Below are 16,006 nucleotides of genomic sequence, written 5' to 3' on the forward strand. Positions count from 1 at the left end.
TTCTCCCAGCGGGACACCGACGCGGCGCCACGGTCCGGTCAACCGCACGCCGCGACTCCGTGTATATCACTCGTGTCACGTGCGTGTCGCGGGCTGTCGAGCCGCAGTTCTCCCGCCGCCCCGGCCGGGCGCCGGCCGTCGTCCCCGGCGCCGAATCGGCGCCGCGCTCCGGTGACCTGGGCGGACTACTCCGTGGCGGGTGCGGCGTCGTCGCGCCGGCTGACGCCCGACCACTTCTCCTCGATGCGGCCGAACCGCCACACCGCCAGGGCCGCGCCCCAGATGAGGACGAACAGCCCGACGACACCGAACCCGACGAACGCGAGGTCCAGCGACGCGAGCCACGGCAGCGGTCCGGTCTCGATGCCGAGACGTTCGGTGAGGAGCCCGACGAGGACCACGACCCCGACGACCAGGGCGACGACGACGGACAGGACGGTCACGGTGAGGCTGTAGAAGACCTTCCGCACCGGGTGCAGGAAGGCCCACCCGTAGGCACGCGACATGAAGACGCCGTCGGCGGCGTCGAACAGGCTCATGCCCGCCGCGAAGAGCACGGGCAGGACGAGGATGGCGTACCACGGCAGGACGAAGGCCGCGGAGCCCGCGGCGAGCACCAGCAGCGCGACCTGGCTCGCGGTGTCGAAGCCCAGCCCCATCAGCAGACCGACCGGGTAGAGGTGCCAGGCGCGGCTGACGCGCTTCGTCACGCGCCCCAGGAGCCGTGCCAGGAAGCCGCGGTTGTTGAGGTGCTGCTCCAGTTGCACCTCGTCGTACTCCCCGGTGCGCATCCGGCGGAACACCCGGGCGATGCCGAAGACCGCGACGAGGTTCACGAGCCCGATGATCACGAGGAAGGCGCCGGCGACGAACGTGCCGATCAAACCGAGGAGCTGCCCGACCTGCGAGCCCTCGTCCTGGACGACCCCGGCGACCGAGCGGACCCCGAGCGCCAGGAGCAGGCTCGCGCCGAAGACGACCGAGGAATGACCGAGGGAGAACCAGAAGCCGGCACTCACCGACGGCTTGCCCTCACCGACCAGCTTGCGGGTCGTGTTGTCGATCGAGGCGATGTGGTCGGCGTCGAAGGCGTGCCGCACACCGAGCATGTAGGCGGTCAGGCCGACGCCCGCGCCCAGGACGCCCGTGGTCCCCAGTGCGTAGTTGCGGGGCGCCACGGCGAGGAGCAGGACCCCCCACCCGACGACGTGCAGGAGGAGGATGAACCCGGCCATGCCGGCGATCGAGCGCCACTCGCCTGCGGTGAACGCCGCCCGATGCCGTCCTCGGGCGAGGGGCGCCCCGGTTCTTGCTGAGGTGTCAGAGGTCATGGGCTCTCAGGCGTCCTCGTGGTGAGCGGAGAAGGGCGGCCACCACGGACCTGGGGTCGCCCTCGACCGACGGCTACGTTTTTGCAACTTAGTCGCAGCAAGCAGAGCCGGGCAAGAAGAAGCGCTCACCAGCCCGTCGCTGCCGCCTCGCCCGGTCCGCTGTTCCCTCCAAGCGTCGGCGCAGCGGGCAGGGACCGCTGGGGCGGGCGTGGCCTCGTGGACGGCGAGCGGGCCGAACTCGCCTCCGCGGTCCCGCCGGCCCGGGAGGATGCCGCGGGGAGCCGGGTCCTCGGGGCAGGGCGCAGCGCCCGGTGGCGACGGAGCCCCGAGGAGCCGGCGCCGGGTCTCACGAAGCAATGCAAGAGGCCCGCTCCCCGGTGGGGGAGCGGGCCTCTGATCTGCTGTGACGTGCGTGGGCGATACTGGGATCGAACCAGTGACCTCTTCCGTGTCAGGGAAGCGCGCTACCGCTGCGCCAATCGCCCGGGTTCCCGGGGAGGCACCTGCTACGGGGTGCCGGCCGAGGTGGAGACGGGATTCGAACCCGTGTACACGGCTTTGCAGGCCGTTGCCTCGCCTCTCGGCCACTCCACCGTATCGAGGCTGTTGCCTCAGAAGCTCGTGCCTCCGAGCGGACGACGGGACTCGAACCCGCGACCCTCACCTTGGCAAGGTGATGCGCTACCAACTGCGCTACGTCCGCATGCACTCGGTGGACCGGATCTTTCGTTCCGTTCCCCCGGGGGCGAGAAGAACATTAGCCGACGTGCAGGGGTGCGGTCCAACCGCCCCCCTGCCGGGGCCCTCGCGCCGCCCGATCGCCGGCCGCACGAGGGGCCCCGGCCCGTGCGCTCAGCGCCAGATGAGGTCCGGGGTCAGCGCCGAGAGCTCTCGCGCACCGCAGAGCCCCATCGCCATCCGCAGCTCCGTGTCGAGCATGTGGATCGCGGCCAGGGCGCCCTCGCGGCCCGCGGCGGCGAGGCCCCACAGGTAGGGCCGCCCCACGAAGACTGCGTCCGCCCCCAGGCACAGCGCCTTGAGCACGTCGGTGCCGCGCCGGATGCCGGAGTCCACGAGCACCGGGACGCGCCCGCCCACCTCGGCGGCCACCGCGGGCAGCGCCACCGCCGTCGGGACCACCGTGTCGAGGTTGCGCGCACCGTGGTTGGAGACCCACACCGCCGCCGCCCCGTGGTCGACCGCGCGCGAGGCGTCGTCGGGGCGCATGACGCCCTTGACCACGACCGGCAGGTCCGTCAGCCCCGCCAGCCAGGTGATGTCCTTCCAGGTCAGCGTCGGGTCCAGGCGCTCGACGTAGACGCGGCGGTGGGCGGGGAGGTCGTCCTCCTTGCGGGGCGTCAGAGCCGGCAGGTTGGCGAAGGTCATGCCCTTCGGCAGTCGCACGCTGCGACGGCGGTCGGTGTCGCGCGCACCCAGGACGGGGGTGTCGACCGTGACCACCAGGGCCGTGTAGCCCGACGCCGCCGCCCGGCGGGCCAGGCTTGCCGTCAGCTCCCGGTCCCGGCGCACGTAGAGCTGGAACCACACCGGCGCGGTCGCCGCGGCGGCCACGTCCTCCATCGAGGTCGTCCCCAGGGTGCTCTGCACGTACAGCGCACCAGCCTCGCCCGCGGCGCCGACCACGCCCAGCTCCCCGTCCGGGTGCCAGATCCGGTGGCTGGCCGCGGGCGACAGCCCGATCGGCGTGCTCAGCCGCTGCCCGAGCACCTCGGTGGTGGTGTCGATGCCGTCGACGCCCATCAGGCAGTGCGGGGCCAGCCGCATCGCGGCCCACGCCTCCTCGTTCCAGGCGAGGCTGCGCTCGTCGCCGCTGCCGCCCTCGAGGTAGTCCCACATCTCCTGCCCGAACGCGCCGGCGCGCAGGCGCCCGAGGGCGTGCTGGCGCAGCTCCTTGACGTTCAGGGCCGGATCGGGGATGGGCTCGACGCGCGCGGCGGGGGTTTCCGTCATGCCTGATGGACTACCAGATGCGGAAGGTCCCCGGGGCGGCGAGCGCCGCACCGGGGACCGGGGTCCGTCCTGGGATCACCCGCCCGGGTCAGCGCCGCGGCGCTGACCCGGGCCGCGCGATCAGGAGACGAGTCGCGCCACCAGCTCGTCGAGGTCGAGGTGGCGGGTCTCGCTGCCCGGGGGCACGAGGGCGTCGGCGCGGCGCAGGAAGCGGCGCACGTCCGCCTCGTCGGCCTCGAGCTCGGCGTTGCCGTCCGGCGAGGACAGCCGCAGCAGCACGCGGGGGAAGCCCTCGAGCGAGTCCGCGCACGGCTGCACCTGCACGTCCCCGGAGCCGGTGGGGCGGACCATGCCCTCGCGCAGCAGGTCGCGGGCGAACACCCATTCCACGTCGGCGTCGCCGCCGTGGAAGACCGCGTGGATGGCATAGGGGTCGTCGGCGCCGTAGTGCAGGCTCGCCGGTACGGGCACGGCGGCCCCGCCGGCGGTCCGCAGCCGCAGCGACACGTCGACGTCGACCTCTGTCTTCCTGTGGGGCAACGAGGGCACGTCGGCCTCCCATGATCCGTGGGCGCCGACGGGCTGCGGCGACCGTGCCGACCAGATTCCCCCCGCAAGGGGCGGTGAAACATCACCTGATCCGCGCATCCTGGCATGCGTCCGACCTGATCGGGGCCGATCGCTGACCTACCCTGGGGACATGGACCATGCCGGCGGCACCTCCGCCCCGCGCCGGTGCGCGGAGGCCGCCGGGACGGGCGGCGTCGTGCCGGCTCCGGAGGTGCCGCCGCTCGCGCCGCAGGGGGGCGCCGCCGGTCCGGCCGCGGAGCGGCCCGCACCGCGCTCGGCTCCGCAGCGCGCGGTCGCGCGCGTCGCGCCCCGACCGCGCCGCTGGCGCGCTGCGCTGCACGCCCGGCGCGAGCAGATCCGCGCCGACGCCCGCATGAACCACCTCTGGCGCGTGGCGGTGGCGCTCATCGGCACCTGCATCACCGCCCTCGGGCTCGTCCTCGTGCCCCTGCCGGGGCCCGGGTGGCTCGTCGTCCTCATCGGCCTGGCGGTCCTCGGCTCGGAGTTCCACTGGGCCCGGCGCACGCACCTGTGGGTCCGCCGCCACGTGCACGCCTGGGCGAGCTGGGTCGCCGAGCGCTCCTGGTCGATCCGGATCGCGCTCGGGGCCACCACGGCGACCCTCCTGCTCTCGCTCGCATGGGGCTGGCTCGCCTGGCAGGGGGTGCCCACCTGGGTCCCCGAGGACGTCTCGGCCTCCCTCGTGCTCCTGCCCGGCCTGGACTGACGCCCCTTCCGGGGACGGAAGCGGAACCCGGTCGTGAGCACCCCGGGGGACCGGGTATGGTTGCTCCTGCCGGTTGCGGCCGACGCTCGTCGGACGCGTCGCACCGGGCGATTAGCTCAGCGGGAGAGCACCTCGTTCACACCGAGGGGGTCACTGGTTCGATCCCAGTATCGCCCACCAGCACGACACCAGGAGCGCGCATGCCCCTCTCCGGGACCCTCCTGCAGATCCGCACCTTCCCCGTGAAGTCCCTGGACGGCGCCCCCGTCGACGAGGCCGACATCGGCCCCGACGGCCTGCACGGCGACCGCGGCTGGGCGGTCGTCGACACCTCCGGCCGGGCCCTGCGGGCCAAGGAGCACCCCCTGCTGCGCGCGCTCGTCGCCCGCGCCGGCGACACCTGCCCCGAGATCCTGCTGCCGGGGAGCCCCCCGCTGCCGGTCACCGAGGCCGGCCCCGCGCTCGCCGGGATCCTCGGCCCCGCGGCCGGTCCGCTGCGCGTTGCCCCCCAGCCCGGTGGGGCCAGGGAGGTCGCCGCCGTGCACGTCCTCCTCGACCCCGCCGCGGACGCCGCCTGCGGCAGCGACGACCCCCGCGCCAACCTCGTCGCCTCCGTGCCGGGAGCCCCGGCCCCGGAGGGCCTGCGCGGCGCCGTCCTGCGCCTGGGCGACGCGGCGCTCCTCCTCGGGGACGCCCCGCGCCACTGCGCCGGGATCTACGCCGCCGTGCTGCGGCCCGGGCGGGTGCGCGCCGGGCAGGCGGTCGAGCTGGACCTGCCCGGCGCCTGAGCCCCGCCCGCCTCCTCCGGACCCGCACCTGGCCCGCACCCGGGCCCGACCGCTGCGGCGCTCGATAGCATCGCCGGAAGTGCCCGCCTCCGCGGGCACCGAGCGGCCCGCCCGCTTCCCGTTCCAGGCCCCGGAGGCTCTCCCGTGCCCGCGCACCTCACCGTCACCGCGTCCGGCTCCGAGCACCAGGTCGAGGACGGCACGACGGCGGGCGCCCTCCTCGCGGGGCAGCACCCCGAGGACCGCGACATCGTCGTCGCCCGCGTCAACGGCGAGCTGCGCGACCTCGACCACGTCCTCGCCGACGGCGACGAGGTCGAGCCCGTCCGCGTCGGAGATCCCGACGGGCTCTCCGTCCTGCGCCACTCCGCGGCGCACGTGCTCGCCCAGGCCGTCCAGCAGCACTTCCCCGAGGCCAAGCTCGGCATCGGCCCGCCCGTGCGCGACGGCTTCTACTACGACTTCGACGTCGAGCGCCCCTTCACCCCCGAGGACCTCAAGACCCTCGAGAAGACGATGCAGCGCATCGTGAAGGAGGGGCAGGGCTTCCGCCGTCGCGCCGTCAGCGACGACGAGGCCCGCGAGGAGCTCGCCGGTGAGCCCTACAAGCTGGAGCTCATCGGCCTGAAGGGCTCCGGTGCGGCCGACGCCGCCGAGGGCGCCTCCGTCGAGGTCGGCGCCGGCGAGCTGACGATCTACGACAACCTGCGCCGCGACGGCTCCGTGGCGTGGAAGGACCTCTGCCGCGGCCCGCACGTGCCGACCACCCGCCTCCTCGGCAACGGCTTCGCCCTCACCCGCAGCGCCGCCGCCTACTGGCGGGGCAGCGAGAAGAACCCCCAGCTGCAGCGGCTCTACGGCACGGCCTGGCCGAGCAAGGACGAGCTGAAGGCCTACCAGGAGCGCCTCGCCGAGGCCGAGCGCCGCGACCACCGCCGCCTCGGCAGCGAGCTGGACCTGTTCTCGTTCCCGGACGAGATCGGCTCCGGCCTGGCGGTCTTCCACCCCCGCGGCGGCGTCATCCGCAAGGCGATGGAGGACTACTCCCGTGAGCGCCACGAGCGCGGCGGCTACGAGTTCGTGTACTCCCCGCACATCACCAAGGGGAACCTGTTCCAGGTCTCCGGCCACCTCGACTGGTACCGCGAGGGCATGTTCCCGGCGATGCACCTCGACGCAGAGCTCGGCGCCGACGGGGAGGTCCGCAAGCCCGGGCAGGACTACTACCTCAAGCCGATGAACTGCCCCATGCACAACCTGATCTTCCGCTCCCGCGGGCGCTCCTACCGGGAGCTGCCGCTGCGGCTCTTCGAGTTCGGGACGGTCTACCGCTACGAGAAGAGCGGCGTGGTGCACGGCCTGACCCGTGTGCGCGGCATGACCCAGGACGACGCACACATCTACTGCACCCGCGAGCAGATGCACGCCGAGCTCACCGGGGTCCTGGAGTTCGTGCTCGGCCTGCTGCGCGACTACGGCCTGCAGGACTTCTACCTCGAGCTGTCCACCAAGGACCCCGAGAAGTACGTCGGCTCGGACGAGGTGTGGGAGGAGGCCACCCGCACCCTGGAGGAGGTCGCCGCCGCCTCCGGGCTGGAGCTGGTCCCCGACCCGGGCGGCGCCGCGTTCTACGGGCCGAAGATCTCCGTCCAGGCCCGCGACGCCATCGGGCGCACCTGGCAGATGTCCACCATCCAGCTCGACTTCAACCTCCCCGAGCGCTTCGACCTGGAGTACACCGCCCCCGACGGCACCAAGCAGCGGCCGGTCATGATCCACCGGGCGCTGTTCGGCTCGATCGAGCGGTTCTTCGGCGTCCTCACCGAGCACTACGCCGGGGTGTTCCCGCCGTGGCTGGCGCCCGTCCAGGTCGTCGGGATCCCCGTCTCCGACGCCCACGTCGAGCACCTGCAGCAGGTGGCCGCCAAGCTGCGCGAACACCGCATCCGCGTGGAGGTCGACGCCTCCGACGACCGCATGCCCAAGAAGATCCGCACCTGGACCAAGCAGAAGGTGCCCTTCCTGCTCATCGCCGGGGAGGAGGACGTCGCCAACGGCGCGGTGTCGTTCCGCTTCCGCGACGGTAGCCAGGACAACGGCATCGGGGTCGACGAGGCCGTGCGCCGCATCGTCGAGGCCGTCGAGACCCACGCGCAGGTCTGATGCCCGTCGTTCCAGAGCACCAGGGGCCCGCCGGCCCGCACGTGGAGCCGGCGGGCGCGCTGGCAGGGGAGGCCGACGGCTTCGAGCGGCTGTGGACGCCGCACCGCCTGGCCTACATCAAGGGCGAGAGCAAGCCCAGCGACCCCGACGACGCGCAGCAGTGCCCCTTCTGCCGCGCCCGCACGATCGACGACGCCGAGGGGCTGGTCGTCCACCGCGGCGAGACGTGCTTCGTCGTGATGAACCTCTTCCCCTACAACCCCGGCCACCTGCTGATCTGTCCCTACCGGCACGTCTCCCTCTACGTCGACCTCACCGCCGAGGAGCTGGCCGAGTTCACGCAGCTGACGCTGGCCGCGCTCCGGACGCTCACCGCCGCCTCCGCCCCCGCCGGGTTCAACGTGGGCATGAACCAGGGCGCCGTGGCGGGGGCGGGCATCGCCGCGCACCTGCACCAGCACGTCGTGCCGCGCTGGCAGGGGGATGCGAACTTCCTGCCGGTCGTGGGGCGCACGAAGGCGCTGCCGGAGCTGCTGGAGGACACCCGGCGCCGGCTCGCGCAGGCCTGGCCGGGGGACACCGACGGGAACGGGACGACCTGATGCTCAACCGCTTCGCCCGCGCCACGGTCACCCGCATCCTCGAGCCGGTCGCCCGGTTCCTGCTGCGGCTGGGCGTCAGCCCCGACGCGGTCACCGTCGCCGGGACCCTGGGGGTGGTCGCGGGAGCGCTGCTCTTCTACCCGCGCGGTGAGCTGCTGTGGGGCACCCTCTTCATCACCGCGTTCGTCTTCTCCGACAACGTCGACGGCATCATGGCGCGGCTGTCGGGACGCGGCGGGACGTGGGGCGCGTTCCTGGACTCCACCCTCGACCGCGTCGGGGACGCGGCGATCTTCGCCGGTCTCGCGGCCTGGTACGCGCGCGGCGGCGACTCGGTGACGACGGCGGCCCTGGCCGTGCTGTGCCTCGTCCTGGGCAACCTGGTCTCCTACGCCCGCGCCCGCGCCGAGGGACTGGGCCTGCGCGCCGACGTGGGCATCGCCGAGCGCGCCGAGCGGCTCGTGGTCGTGCTCGTCACCGCCGGGTTCACCGGACTGCTCGACCTGCCCGCGACCGTCCTGAGCGTCGTCCTGGCGCTGCTCGCCGCGGCCAGCGCGATCACGGTGGGGCAGCGGATCGCGATGGTCCACAGGCAGGCCCACGCGGCGGCCGGGCGTCCGGCCGGGACCTGATGCCGCGCGCGGGCACGCGCCACCTCCCCGACGCCCGCGCCGCGCGGGAGGCGCTCGTGGTGGCCGGCTTCCGCACCGGCTGGCGCCTCACCCGCCTGCTGCCGGAGCGCGGCGCGCAGGCGCTCTTCCGGGTCGCCGCCGACGCCGCGACCCGGCGCGGGGGTGCGGGCGTGGCGCAATTGCGGGCCAACCTGTCCCGCGCCGCGCCCGCCGCGAACGGTGCCGCGCTCGACGCTCTCGTCGCGGCGGGCATGCGCTCCTACGCCCGCTACTGGTGCGACGCCTTCCGCCTGCCCTCCTGGAGCGCGGCGCGGGTGGCGGAGACGGTGCGAACGGTGGGGGAGGAACCGGTGCGCGCCGCCCTCGCCTCCGGTCGCGGGGTCGTCGGGGTGCTCGGCCACCTCGGCAACTGGGACCACGCCGGCGCCTGGTCGCAGGCGCGCCTCGCGCCGGTCGTCACGGTCGCGGAGCGCCTCAGGCCCGTCGCGGTGCACGAGCAGTTCCTCGCCTACCGGCGCGGCCTCGGCATGGAGGTGCTCCCGCACGGGGACCCGGCCACGTTCGGGATCCTCGTGCGCCGCCTGCGCGCCGGGGCCTTCGTGCCCCTGCTGGCGGACCGCGACCTCAGTGCCACCGGCGTGGAGGTCACGCTGCTCGGCGAACCGGCGCGGATGGCGGCCGGACCCGCCGCCCTGGCGCTGGTCACCGGGGCGGCGCTCGTGCCCATCGGCGTCCACTACGAGGAGCTGCCCCCCGGCTCCGCGGGACGCCGCACCGGCGCCCGCCACGGCATCGTCATCACCTTCGGTGCCGAGGTCGTCCCGCCCCCCGCCGTCCCCGGCCGGGCCGGGCGCGAGGAGGCCGTGCGGCGGATGACGCAGGCGTGCGCAGACGCCCTCGCGGCCACCATCGCGGAGCACCCGCAGGACTGGCACATGCTCCAGCCCGTCTTCAGCGCCGACGTGGGCCGGCGCCGGTGAGGGTCGGGCTGGTCTGCCCGTACTCCTTCGACGTGCCCGGTGGCGTGCAGGCGCACGTGCGGGACCTCGCCGCGCACCTCGGGGCCGCGGGCCACCACGTCAGCGTGCTCGCCCCCGCGGAGGACGGGGCGGAGCTGCCCCCGTTCGTCGTCTCCGCCGGGCGCGCCGTGCCCGTCCCCTACAACGGCTCCGTCTCCCGCCTGCGCTTCGGGCCCGTCGCCGCGGCCCGGGTGGCGCGCTGGCTCGACGACGGCGGCTTCGACGTCTGCCACCTCCACGAGCCGCTCGCGCCGAGCACGTCCCTCCTCGCGCTGTGGGCGGCGACCTGCCCCGTCGTCGCCACGTTCCACACCGCCAACCTGCGCTCGCGGGCCATGCAGGCGGCGTACCCGCTGCTGCGGCCGAGCCTGGAGAAGATCGCCGCCCGGATCGCGGTCAGCGAGGACGCCCGCCGCACGGTGGTGGAGCACATCGGCGGCGACGCCGTCGTCGTGCCCAACGGCGTCGACACGCGCCGCTTCGCGACCGCCGCGCCCCGGCCGGAGTGGACGGGAACCCCCGGGGCCCCGGTGCTGGCGCTGCTCGGCCGCCTGGACGAGCCGCGCAAGGGCCTGCACGTGCTGTGCGCCGCCCTTCCGCGGCTGCGGGCGGCGGTGCCGGGCGTGCGCGTCCTCGTCGCCGGGCACGGCGCCGCGGAACCGGTGCGCGCCCTCGCGCCCGCCGACGCGGCCGCCGTGGAGCTGCTCGGCCCGCTCGACGAGCCCGCCAAGGCCGCGCTGCTGCGCTCCGCGGACGTCTACGTCGCACCGCACACCGGCGCGGAGAGCTTCGGCATCGTGCTGGTGGAGGCGATGAGCGCCGGCACCGCCGTCGCCGCCTCCGACCTGGGCGCCTTCCGCCGCGTCCTCGGCGACGGCGAGCACGGCCGGCTGTTCACCCCCGGCGACCCGGCCGCGCTCGCGGGGGCGGTCCTGGAGCTGCTGGCCGACCCCGCCGCCCGGGCCGGGCTCGCCCGCGCGGGGCAGCTCGCCGCCCGCACCTACGACTGGGCGGCCGTCGCGACCGACGTCCTCCGCGTCTACGAGACGGTGACCGCCGGGCGGCGGGCGTGACCCCGCTGCTGTGGACGCTGCTGCTCCTGCTGGTCTGCTGCCTCCTCGCCTGGTACCTCACCGCCACCGCCGCCAGGCTGGACCGGCTGCACCACCGGGTGGAGACCAGCCGAGCCTCCCTGGACGCGGAGCTGGCCCGGCGCGCCTCCGCCGCGGTGGAGCTGGCGACCTCGGGCCTCCTCGACCCGGCCACGGCGCTGCTCCTCGCCGACGCCGCCACCGCCTCCCTCGACGCCCCCCGCGGTCCCGGCCCCCTGGACCCGGGGCCGGGCACCCGGGAGGAGCAGGAGCGCTGCGACGAGGAGCGGTGGTGGGTGGAGACCGCCCTGAGCCAGGCGCTGACCGCGGCGCTGGCACCGGGGATGGTCGACGCCCGCGGGCGCCCGGACGCGGCCGACGTCGTCGGGCGCGCGCGCGGCGCCGTGCGCCGGGTCGAGCTGGCCCGCCGCTTCCACAACGACGCGGTCATGCAGGCCCGGCGGCTGCGCGCCAAGCGCCTCGTCCGGTGGGCGCACCTGGCCGGGCACGCCCGCCTGCCCCGCACGGCCGACTTCGACGACGCGGCGGCGCTCGGGCGCCGGGACACCGCCCCGGACCCGGCCCCGGACCCGGCCCCGGGCTCCACCGTGGTCCCTCCGGGCACGAGCCCGTCCGACCGGCACCCGGACGCCGGACCGGGCTCCTAGACTGGAACTCCTCCGGGCTCATCACCGGGGAAGCCGACGAGACGCGTGAGGTTCGACGTGAGCACCGAGACCAGCAACGGGACGCCCGCTCCGGGGACGGTGGGCCACGGCGCCCCCGTCGTCGGCACCGACCTGGTGAAGCGCGGCATGGCGCAGCAGCTGCGCGGCGGCGTGATCATGGACGTGGTCACCGCCGAGCAGGCCCGCATCGCCGAGGACGCCGGCGCGGTGGCCGTCATGGCCCTCGAGCGCGTCCCCGCCGACATCCGCGCCCAGGGCGGCGTGGCCCGCATGAGCGACCCCGACATGATCGAGAGCATCATCGCGGCGGTCTCGATCCCCGTCATGGCCAAGGCCCGCATCGGGCACTTCGTCGAGGCGCAGATCCTGCAGTCCCTCGGCGTGGACTACATCGACGAGTCCGAGGTCCTCACCCCCGCCGACTACACCCACCACATCGACAAGGCCCGCTTCACGGTGCCGTTCGTGTGCGGCGCCACCGGCCTCGGCGAGGCGCTGCGGCGCATCACCGAGGGCGCGGCGATGATCCGCTCCAAGGGCGAGGCGGGCACCGGCGACGTGTCCAACGCCACCACGCACATGCGCACCATCCGCGCGGAGATCAACCGCCTGCGCTCCATGAGCACGGACGAGCTGTTCGTCGCTGCCAAGGAGCTGCAGGCCCCCTACGAGCTGGTCAAGGAGGTCGCGGAGCGCGGGTCGCTGCCCGTCGTCCTCTTCACCGCGGGCGGCATCGCCACCCCGGCCGACGCCGCGATGATGATGCAGCTCGGCGCCGAGGGCGTCTTCGTCGGCTCGGGCATCTTCAAGTCCGGCAACCCCGCCCAGCGCGCCGAGGCGATCGTGAAGGCCACCACCTTCCACGACGACCCCGACGTGCTGGCGAAGGTCTCCCGCGGCCTCGGGGAGGCCATGGTCGGCATCAACGTCGACGCCATCCCCGAGCCGCACCGCCTCGCCCAGCGCGGCTGGTGAGCACGCCCGTCCGCCCGTGACGCCGTCGGCGCCCGCTCCGGAGGAGGACCCGCTCGGTCCGGAGTGGGCGACGGCCGCCGACGGCACCCGCACCCGCAGCGCGGCCCGCGTCGTCGTCCTCGACGGCGCGAGCCGCGTGCTGCTGGTCCGCGGCGGTGACCCCGCGGTCCCCGGCTCGCGCTGGTGGTTCACCCCCGGCGGCGGCATCGCCGCGGGGGAGTCGCCGGCGGAGGCGGCCGCGCGGGAACTGGCCGAGGAGACCGGCATCGCCGTGGCCCCCGCCGCGCTCACCGGGCCCGTGCTGCGGCGGGCGCCCGTCTTCGAGTGGCTCGGCCGCAGCTGCCGGCAGGAGGAGCTGTTCTACCTGGCGCGACTGCCGAGCCCGCCGCGGCTGTCCCGCGCCGGCTGGACCGCCCTGGAGCGCGCCACCCTCGACGACGTCCGGTGGTGGGCCGCGGGCGAACTCGCGGTCACCGCGGACGACGTGTACCCGCCGTCGCTGGCGGAGCACGTGGAGCGCCTCGGCCGCGGCTGGGACGGGCGGCTGCTCCAGGTCGACTGAGCGCGTCCACCCCGACGGGTGCCCGGTCGCGGCACGCCCGGTCCCGGGACGGTCAGGTGACCGTGCCGCGCACCGCGAACCGGGGCTCGTGCTGCTCCCCGGCGTCCAGCACCCCCCGCAGCTGCTGCGCCGCGCGCAGGGCGTCGGCGTGGGTCACGTACAGCGGCGCGAACCCGAGCCGCACGATGTCCGGTTCCCGGAAGTCCCCGACCACGCCCCGCGCGATGAGGGCCTGCACGACCGCGTACGCCTGCGGGTGCCGCAGCGACACCTGCGCCCCCCGGCGGGAGTCCTCCGCCGGGGTCGCGATCTCGACCTCGGGCAGCAGCGACTCCACGCACTCGAGGAAGAAGCCCGTCACCGACAGCGCCGCCGCCCGCAGCTGCGCGGGGGAGACGCCGTCGAAGGCCGTCAGCGCCGCCTCCATGGCCAGCATCGACAGCAGCGGCGGCGTGCCCACCCGCACCCGCCCGATCCCCTCGACCGGCGTGTGCTCGCCTACCATCGCGAACGGCGTCGCGGACCCCTGCCACCCGGTCAGCGGGGAGTCGAACGCCGCCTGGTGCCGCTGCGCGACGTAGCAGAAGGCCGGGGCGCCCGGCCCGCCGTTGAGGTACTTGTAGCCGCAGCCCACGGCCAGGTCCGCGCCGCCCGCGTCGAGGGCGACGTCGAGCGCGCCCGCGGAGTGGCACAGGTCCCACAGCACCAGCGCCCCGGCGTCGTGGGCGGCGCGCGTGAGCGCGGGCAGGTCCCACCGCTCGCCCGTGCGGTAGTCGAGCTCCGACACCGCCACCAGCGCCACCTCCGCGCCGCGCTCGGCGAGGACCTGCGGCACCTGCGGCACCCGGACCTGCACGACCTCGAGCTCCGCGAGGCGGGCGGCGCCCTGCAGGACGTGCAGGTCGGTGGGGAAGGAGTCGGGGTCCGTCACGACGACGCGGCGCCCGGGCCGCAGCCGGGCAGCGGCGACGTAGCACTTGAAGAGGTTCACGGACGTGGAGTCGGTGACCGCCACCTGCCCCGGCGCGGCGCCCACGAGGGCCCCCACCGCGTCGCCCACCCGCAGGGGCGCCTCCCACCAGCCGTTGACGTTCCACGAGGCGATGAGGTCGCGGCCCCACTGCCGCGCCACCACGTCGGCGACCGCGGCGGGCACCGCCCGGGGCAGCGCGCCCAGGGAGTTGCCGTCCAGGTAGGTCACGCCCGCGGGCAGGTCGAAGCGCTCGCGGGTGCGCCCGGCGAGGGAGCCCGCGTCGAGGGCGGCGGCCCGGGCCCCGAGGTCCGGGGATCCGTGGGAGGTGGCACCGGCAGCGGCGGCGGTGGTCATGTCCGGACCCTAACCCCGGGCCGGGGCGGGACGGGCCCGTGCTCGCCGGACGTACCCTCAGCAGGGTGAGCGCGCCGTCCACCACCGGAACCGTCCAGCCCGTCCCCGCCGACGACGGATCCCGTCGCCCGCGCCCCGTGGTGGGCGTGCTCGCGATGCAGGGCGACGTGCGCGAGCACCTCGCCGCCCTGGAGGCCGGCGGCGCCGAGGCCGTGCTGGTGCGGCGGGTGGAGGAGCTGGCCGCCGTGGACGGCATCGTGCTGCCCGGCGGGGAGTCCACGACGATGGACCGCCTCCTGACCACGTTCGGGCTGCGGGAACCGCTGCGGGAGGCGATCGCCGCGGGGCTGCCCGCCTACGGCTCCTGCGCGGGCATGATCCTGCTGGCCGACCGGCTCGTGGAGGCGGCGCCCGGGCAGCGCACCCTGGGCGGCCTCGACGTCGTCGTCCGGCGCAACGCCTTCGGCCGGCAGGTCGACTCCTGGGAGGAGGACCTGCCGATGAGCGGCGTGGAGGACGGGCCCGTGCGGGCGGTGTTCATCCGCGCACCGTGGGTCGAGGAGGCCGGCGAGGGCGTCGACGTGCTCGCCCGGGTGGGGTCCGGGCCCGCCGCGGGTAGGATCGTCGCCGTTCGGCAGGGGAACCTCATGGCCACGTCCTTCCACCCGGAGATCACGGGCGACACGCGCGTGCACCGGGCGTTCGTCCGCCTGGTGGCGGCGCGGGGCGGGGACGGATCCCCCGCAGGGGCCCAGGCGACGCACGCGAGCTGAGGGGAAGACCATGTCCGGCCACTCCAAGTGGGCGACGACCAAGCACAAGAAGGCCGTCATCGACGCCAAGCGCGGCAAGATGTTCGCCCGCCTCATCAAGAACATCGAGGTCGCCGCGCGCACCGGCGGAGGCGACCCGGCCGGCAATCCCACCCTCTTCGACGCCATCCAGAAGGCGAAGAAGTCCTCCGTCCCCGCCGACAACATCAACAACGCCGTCAAGCGCGGCTCCGGTGCCGAGGCCGGCGGCGCCGACTGGCAGACGATCATGTACGAGGGCTACGGCCCCAGCGGCGTCGCGATGCTCGTGGAATGCCTCACCGACAACAAGAACCGCGCCGCCATGGAGGTGCGCACCCGGATGTCGCGCAACGGCGGCAGCCTCGCCGACCCCGGCAGCGTGGCCTACATGTTCTCCCGCAAGGGCGTCGTCGTGATCGGCAAGGCGGGCAGCGACCTCACCGAGGACGACATCCTCATGGCGGTGCTGGACGCCGGCGCCGAGGAGGTCACCGACCAGGGCGACACCTTCGAGGTCGTCTCCGAGGCGACCGACCTCGTCGCGGTCCGCGAGGCCCTGCAGGCCGTCGGCATCGACTACGACTCCGCCGACGCCAGCTTCGTGCCCAGCGTGCAGGTCCCGCTGGACGCGGACGGCGCGGCGAAGGTGTTCCGGCTGATCGACGCCCTCGACGACTGCGACGACGTGCAGAACATCTACGCCAACTATGACGTCTCCGACGAGGTCATGGCGGCCCTCGAGGACGCCTGAGGCGCAGCCGTCCG

The 16,006-nt window shown here is 74.9% G+C and carries 16 protein-coding genes and 4 tRNA genes; 13 read left to right on the plus strand and 7 right to left on the minus strand.

Going from position 1 to position 16,006, the window contains the following annotated elements; translation table 11 throughout:
- Positions 1-185: 185 nt before the first annotated feature.
- The 6 genes from nicT to CLV92_RS08245 all read right to left on the minus strand — a co-directional run bounded on the left by nicT (position 186) and on the right by CLV92_RS08245 (position 3,842).
- Positions 186-1,331 carry a Nickel transporter NicT gene (nicT, locus tag CLV92_RS08220; RefSeq protein ID WP_104432343.1) on the minus strand — a complete coding sequence of 382 codons (1,146 nt, stop codon included), beginning with the start codon at positions 1,329-1,331 and terminating at the stop codon, positions 186-188.
- Positions 1,332-1,744: 413 nt separating this feature from the next.
- Positions 1,745-1,816: transfer RNA gene (locus CLV92_RS08225), tRNA-Val, on the minus strand.
- 38 nt (positions 1,817-1,854) lie between these two features.
- Positions 1,855-1,925, minus strand: a tRNA-Cys gene (locus CLV92_RS08230).
- Positions 1,926-1,961: 36 nt separating this feature from the next.
- Positions 1,962-2,034: transfer RNA gene (locus CLV92_RS08235), tRNA-Gly, on the minus strand.
- Positions 2,035-2,183: 149 nt separating this feature from the next.
- Positions 2,184-3,302, minus strand: coding sequence for an alpha-hydroxy acid oxidase (locus tag CLV92_RS08240; RefSeq protein ID WP_104432344.1), 1,119 nt, complete (start codon positions 3,300-3,302; stop codon positions 2,184-2,186).
- 120 nt (positions 3,303-3,422) lie between these two features.
- Positions 3,423-3,842, minus strand: coding sequence for an SsgA family sporulation/cell division regulator (locus CLV92_RS08245; RefSeq protein ID WP_245886572.1), 420 nt, complete (start codon positions 3,840-3,842; stop codon positions 3,423-3,425).
- 160 nt (positions 3,843-4,002) lie between these two features.
- On the opposite strand from CLV92_RS08245, the gene CLV92_RS08250 reads away from it, so the two are divergent.
- The 11 genes from CLV92_RS08250 to CLV92_RS08300 all read left to right on the plus strand — a co-directional run bounded on the left by CLV92_RS08250 (position 4,003) and on the right by CLV92_RS08300 (position 13,120).
- A complete protein-coding gene (locus CLV92_RS08250; RefSeq protein ID WP_104432346.1) occupies positions 4,003-4,599 on the plus strand; it encodes a TIGR02611 family protein in 597 nt (198 codons plus the stop codon).
- Between the two features lie 105 nt (positions 4,600-4,704).
- Positions 4,705-4,779: transfer RNA gene (locus CLV92_RS08255), tRNA-Val, on the plus strand.
- Positions 4,780-4,799: 20 nt separating this feature from the next.
- The gene (locus CLV92_RS08260; RefSeq protein ID WP_104432347.1) at positions 4,800-5,387 is read left to right on the plus strand and encodes an MOSC N-terminal beta barrel domain-containing protein; all 588 of its coding nucleotides are present in this window, start codon (positions 4,800-4,802) and stop codon (positions 5,385-5,387) included.
- A gap of 144 nt (positions 5,388-5,531) precedes the next feature.
- On the plus strand, positions 5,532-7,550 hold the full coding sequence (gene thrS, locus CLV92_RS08265; RefSeq protein WP_104432348.1) for a threonine--tRNA ligase: 2,019 nt from the start codon (positions 5,532-5,534) through the stop codon (positions 7,548-7,550).
- Entirely contained in the window at positions 7,550-8,152 is a 603-nt protein-coding gene (locus tag CLV92_RS08270; RefSeq protein WP_104432349.1) for an HIT family protein, read from the plus strand. The genes thrS and CLV92_RS08270 overlap by 1 nt, the downstream gene beginning before the upstream one ends.
- Positions 8,152-8,784, plus strand: a complete 633-nt coding sequence (pgsA, locus tag CLV92_RS08275) for a phosphatidylinositol phosphate synthase (RefSeq protein WP_104432350.1) — start codon at positions 8,152-8,154, stop codon at positions 8,782-8,784. Before CLV92_RS08270 ends, pgsA begins: the two co-directional genes overlap by 1 nt.
- Complete coding sequence (locus CLV92_RS08280; protein WP_104432351.1) at positions 8,784-9,764, plus strand: phosphatidylinositol mannoside acyltransferase; 981 nt, start codon at positions 8,784-8,786, stop codon at positions 9,762-9,764. Before pgsA ends, CLV92_RS08280 begins: the two co-directional genes overlap by 1 nt.
- A complete protein-coding gene (locus CLV92_RS08285) occupies positions 9,761-10,876 on the plus strand; it encodes a glycosyltransferase family 4 protein (RefSeq protein WP_104432352.1) in 1,116 nt (371 codons plus the stop codon). The genes CLV92_RS08280 and CLV92_RS08285 overlap by 4 nt, the downstream gene beginning before the upstream one ends.
- Positions 10,873-11,562 carry a hypothetical protein gene (locus CLV92_RS08290; protein WP_211290979.1) on the plus strand — a complete coding sequence of 230 codons (690 nt, stop codon included), beginning with the start codon at positions 10,873-10,875 and terminating at the stop codon, positions 11,560-11,562. The genes CLV92_RS08285 and CLV92_RS08290 overlap by 4 nt, the downstream gene beginning before the upstream one ends.
- A 57-nt stretch (positions 11,563-11,619) precedes the next feature.
- A complete protein-coding gene (gene pdxS / locus CLV92_RS08295) occupies positions 11,620-12,558 on the plus strand; it encodes a pyridoxal 5'-phosphate synthase lyase subunit PdxS (RefSeq protein ID WP_425433566.1) in 939 nt (312 codons plus the stop codon).
- A gap of 16 nt (positions 12,559-12,574) precedes the next feature.
- The gene (locus tag CLV92_RS08300) at positions 12,575-13,120 is read left to right on the plus strand and encodes an NUDIX hydrolase (RefSeq protein WP_104432353.1); all 546 of its coding nucleotides are present in this window, start codon (positions 12,575-12,577) and stop codon (positions 13,118-13,120) included.
- A gap of 52 nt (positions 13,121-13,172) precedes the next feature.
- On the opposite strand, the gene kynU is transcribed toward CLV92_RS08300, so the two are convergent.
- On the minus strand, positions 13,173-14,447 hold the full coding sequence (gene kynU, locus CLV92_RS08305; protein WP_104432354.1) for a kynureninase: 1,275 nt from the start codon (positions 14,445-14,447) through the stop codon (positions 13,173-13,175).
- Between the two features lie 137 nt (positions 14,448-14,584).
- Here kynU and pdxT point away from each other — a divergent pair, with 137 nt between their 5' ends.
- Positions 14,585-15,220, plus strand: coding sequence for a pyridoxal 5'-phosphate synthase glutaminase subunit PdxT (gene pdxT, locus CLV92_RS08310; protein WP_342762316.1), 636 nt, complete (start codon positions 14,585-14,587; stop codon positions 15,218-15,220).
- 10 nt (positions 15,221-15,230) lie between these two features.
- Positions 15,231-15,992: a YebC/PmpR family DNA-binding transcriptional regulator gene (locus CLV92_RS08315; RefSeq protein WP_104432355.1), complete on the plus strand. Its 762-nt coding sequence runs from the start codon at positions 15,231-15,233 to the stop codon at positions 15,990-15,992.
- The last annotated feature ends 14 nt before the right edge of the window (positions 15,993-16,006 follow it).

It is taken from the genome of Kineococcus xinjiangensis (assembly GCF_002934625.1).
In the GTDB taxonomy this organism is placed as follows: domain Bacteria; phylum Actinomycetota; class Actinomycetes; order Actinomycetales; family Kineococcaceae; genus Kineococcus_A; species Kineococcus_A xinjiangensis.

Coding starts and splice junctions, on each gene's coding strand:
- pgsA (WP_104432350.1), top strand. CDS start 8,152: ATGCTCAACCGCTTCGCCCGCGCCACGGTCACCCGCATCCTCGAGCCG.
- CLV92_RS08260 (WP_104432347.1), top strand. CDS start 4,800: ATGCCCCTCTCCGGGACCCTCCTGCAGATCCGCACCTTCCCCGTGAAG.
- CLV92_RS08315 (WP_104432355.1), top strand. CDS start 15,231: ATGTCCGGCCACTCCAAGTGGGCGACGACCAAGCACAAGAAGGCCGTC.
- CLV92_RS08250 (WP_104432346.1), top strand. CDS start 4,003: ATGGACCATGCCGGCGGCACCTCCGCCCCGCGCCGGTGCGCGGAGGCC.
- CLV92_RS08240 (WP_104432344.1), bottom strand. CDS start 3,302: ATGACGGAAACCCCCGCCGCGCGCGTCGAGCCCATCCCCGATCCGGCC.
- nicT (WP_104432343.1), bottom strand. CDS start 1,331: ATGACCTCTGACACCTCAGCAAGAACCGGGGCGCCCCTCGCCCGAGGA.
- kynU (WP_104432354.1), bottom strand. CDS start 14,447: ATGACCACCGCCGCCGCTGCCGGTGCCACCTCCCACGGATCCCCGGAC.
- CLV92_RS08280 (WP_104432351.1), top strand. CDS start 8,784: ATGCCGCGCGCGGGCACGCGCCACCTCCCCGACGCCCGCGCCGCGCGG.
- CLV92_RS08270 (WP_104432349.1), top strand. CDS start 7,550: ATGCCCGTCGTTCCAGAGCACCAGGGGCCCGCCGGCCCGCACGTGGAG.